The sequence below is a fragment of the Salipiger aestuarii genome (genome assembly GCF_003259905.1).
In the GTDB taxonomy this organism is placed as follows: domain Bacteria; phylum Pseudomonadota; class Alphaproteobacteria; order Rhodobacterales; family Rhodobacteraceae; genus Salipiger; species Salipiger aestuarii.
Window position 1 is genome coordinate 1 of the sequence record NZ_QLMG01000099.1, and the last position, 3,498, is coordinate 3,498.

General features: G+C 59.3%; 2 protein-coding genes and 3 pseudogenes. 1 reads left to right on the plus strand and 4 read right to left on the minus strand.

Features of this window, described 5'->3' with window-relative positions; all coding sequences use genetic code 11:
• A pseudogene (locus ATI53_RS22535) lies at nucleotides 1-195 on the plus strand (hypothetical protein); the annotation flags it as partial.
• Nucleotides 196-223: 28 nt separating this feature from the next.
• Here ATI53_RS22535 and ATI53_RS22540 read toward each other — a convergent pair.
• The 4 genes and pseudogenes from ATI53_RS22540 to ATI53_RS23555 form a co-directional block, all read right to left on the minus strand.
• On the minus strand, nucleotides 224-643 hold the full coding sequence (locus ATI53_RS22540) for a Zn-ribbon domain-containing OB-fold protein (protein ID WP_009504390.1): 420 nt from the start codon (nucleotides 641-643) through the stop codon (nucleotides 224-226).
• A 1-nt stretch (nucleotide 644) separates the two neighbouring features.
• Entirely contained in the window at nucleotides 645-1,922 is a 1,278-nt protein-coding gene (locus ATI53_RS22545) for a thiolase family protein (protein ID WP_009504389.1), read from the minus strand.
• Between the two features lie 297 nt (nucleotides 1,923-2,219).
• Nucleotides 2,220-3,237, minus strand: a pseudogene (locus ATI53_RS23745) (IS5 family transposase).
• A pseudogene (locus ATI53_RS23555) lies at nucleotides 3,235-3,498 on the minus strand (integrase core domain-containing protein); the annotation flags it as partial. The pseudogenes ATI53_RS23745 and ATI53_RS23555, both read right to left, overlap by 3 nt.

Here is a 3,498-nt window from a genome sequence, read left to right on the forward strand (position 1 = left end):
GGCAGACATCGCAGCGCCAACTCGCTACATGACCGCAGCCTACGCCGGATGCTTACGTACAAGCGGCGCAACCGTATCGAGATCATGTTTGGCAGGCTCAAGGACTGGAGGCGCGTGGCAGCCCGATACGACAGATGTCCGAAGGTCTTCCTCTCAGCCAGCGCCCTCGCAGAAACCGTCATCTATTGGTTATGAATCCTGAGCCTAAGGCGGGTGACCCTGATCAGCCTTTCAGCTTGAAGGCAATGACCGGCAGATCATCCATCTGAAGGGTCGCAGCCTGCACCGGCACCGGCCCCTTTTCAAAGAGCGCCCTCAAGTCCTCTGGAGACGATCCAGCATCCTGGATGATTGCTTGTGCAATCGGACCTTCGTCCAGCCGGATATGGCCATAAACAAATGGACCGCCCTTTTCGAACCGTGGGTGCGACGCGGCCGGACCGGTATGGGTTGCGAACAGCAATGTTCCTTTGCCACTCAGTTCCGCGCCTTCCACATCCCAACTGCCGCAATGCTCACAACAGCCAGTCGGCGGAAATGTGAATTTGCTGCAATCCTTGCATTTCGAAGCGCGGAAAACGCCTTTGGAAAGCCCTTCGTAATACCAGCGGATATTGTTTGGTTGTTCGGACATCGCTTGCATCTCACATCCCTCCCAGAACGATCACGGTGCCAATCATGGCGTAGCCGTGGGTATGAATGACGGAAATCTCGGGCGGTTTGGGGATCTGGCGCTTACCGGCCGCCCCGCGCATCTGTTGCACCGCCTCATAGGTGTCGCTGCCCGCGCTCGCGGCCCAGGCGTGGCCAAAGGCATGGCGTCCGCCGTGGGTGGATATGGGCTTGTCACCATCAAAGCGCAGCCGGCCTTCGCGCGCCGCATCCAATGCCTTGCCCGGCTCCAGATAGCCAATCGTCTCGGCCGTACACAAACTTGAGATATGCGAACAGTCATGCGTGTGCAGATAATCTATATCAGCCGCACTGATCCCCGACATGTCCACCGCAGCCTGCACCGCGCGCTGGTCGCATTCCCAGGTCGTCGGGTCCTCACCATACCACGGCAGATCGGTTGCGCTCATGCCAAAGCCTTTCATCTCGACGGGTTGCGATTTGCCGCTCTTGGCCAGATCAGCGCGCGTTACCACGATCGCAGATGCGCCGTCGGCGCTCGTCACGAGGCTCAGCAGGCGGGACGGCCAGGCCATGAAGGGGTTGTTCTCGGACTGCCAATACTCAAAGGCATCACCGATCCCTTTGCGCGTAGCCGCATCCTCAAGCGTTTCCTGCACGTTGGCTTTGGGGTTCATCGACCCGTGCAGCCGCCGTGTGCGGCAGACCTCAAACATGCCACGATCGAAATCCTCGATCGAAATGCCGTGTTTGCGGCAATAGCCAAGCGCCACAAGACCATTATAACTGGAAAAAATGTCGTATCCCTGCGGCACGGCATAGGCCTGGTTCACCGCCATATCTGTCCACAGCCAGCTTTGTTGATGCGAAATAGGCTCGCGCTCGTAAGGGCTGTAATCCTTGACCTTTGTACGGGTGGTCTCAACGCCAAACACCAGAACAGTATCATAGACGCCCGCCGCAATGGCCATAGCCGCCATCGCCACGCCCACATTGGTCGTCGAACACTGCGCCTCGAAATGCACACCGGGCTTGAGCTGGGTTCCGATCCATTTCGAGATTTGCGAATAGGTCGCGGGCAGTTGCGAGCTATGGACCATAGCATTCCCGGCAAACACCGCGTCGACATCCTGACCCGATAGCCCGGCATCGTCCAACGCCTCTTTCACAGCGGCAGCGGTCAACTCCTGAAGGTTCATGCCCTTGATTTCGGGCGTCTCCAGAAGATCCCCGAACCGTGTGCAGCCAACCCCTGAAATCGCGACACGTTCATTCAACTGGTTTCGCATGGAAATCCCCCCTCATCCGATCTGCGGACATCTTTTTCCAAACAGATATTTTATTTATAGTCGGGATTTGAGTGTGTAATATTGATTTATATCAATCCACTGCTCTCGTACTCACCGTTTTGGCATCTGCATGGGTTGGTACGCCGCATGATACTGCGTTGAAAATGCAGCGCAGGAAACTCTGGCCAATCAGGTCGCATGGGGCAATGAGAACGGGCTACATCTCGGATTTATGTCTGCAACGGGGCGTTGTTGCGCAATTCCCGCCTGAGGCGTGACTGTCCCTTACCCTGCTGGTTATGCCACGCGGATGATCTCGGCGGTGCCGAGGGCGGTGAAGCGGTTCATGAGAGCGATGCGAATGTGGATTTCGGCGGTCTGGGGGGCCGGGTCTCTCGCCATGATGCGTTCACCGAATGCCTTGAGGCAGCGCACCCGCTGCCCGGCATTGGTTTGCTTGCAAACCATGAGAGGGTTCGCCTCGATCCGGCTGCGGGCGTGGTATCCGGTCCAACGCTTCCAGAAGGCCCTACCGTAGTGCCGGGTGGCGCGCAGGGTGTCGTTTCTGGCGCGTACCGCAGGGCAGTCTTCTTTCTACGCGCGTCCGTTCTTTCGGATGGGGATGATCGGAACGGCGTCGCGCTCGATGATGGCTTTGTGGCAGCGGCGTGTGTCATTAGCATCGTCGGCGGTGACCGTGCCGATCTGCTCGTCCTCGGGAAACTGGCCGAGCAGGTCGGGCAGCACAGGGTTGTCTCCTTCGCGGCTGGGGGAAGGGGCATGGCGCGGATATCAGATGTGGCCGGGTCCATGGCCAGATGGACCTTGCGCCATTGGCGTCGGCCTTGCACCCCGTGCTTGCGGGCCTACCATTCGCCGTCGCCGAGGAGCTTGATCCCGGTGCTGTCTGTCACCGGGCAGGGTATTGCGAAGCAATATCCCGAGAGGGCACCAGCAGGTTCAGCGGGCCATTCGCGCGGCGACTGGGGATCTGAACCGCCAAGGTTTTCTGCCTGCGGCACAAGGTGGAGAAGTCCGGTGCAGGCCAGTTCAGCCGCGCGAACCGGAGCAGGCCGGCTACCATCCCCGCAGTCTGGCGCAACGGCAGCTTGAACAGGACTTTGATCGATAGGCAGAACTGAATAGCCGCGTCGGGAAAATACCGACGGGCGTCCGGGCCGCCCGTCAGGTAGCGCGTGCCAGGTCATGTCGTTGTCCAGCCCCTCTCACACATGCAAGCATGTGCTGCCGGGCAGTGGATCAGCAGAGAGCCACGCTTGCGCAGCGCCGCGTTGTCGCTGGACCGGTCCGTCATCTCCTGCAAGGGGGTGTTGCTACTCAAGGCTGATTGCGGAAGCTGCTGGTTGTAAGCCCAGACATAGCGGTGGAGCGTCGTCTCCAATTCTTCGCCGGATCGGAAATGGTGGCTTTTCAACACGTCTTCGATGCGGTCGTTGAAGGACTCGATCATACCGTCGGTCTGAGGCGGCTTCGGCGGCGTCAGGCGATGATCAATATCGAGAGCGGCGCAAAGTTTGTCGAACTCGTGCGCGCCGGTGGCCGCGCCGAAGAGGCG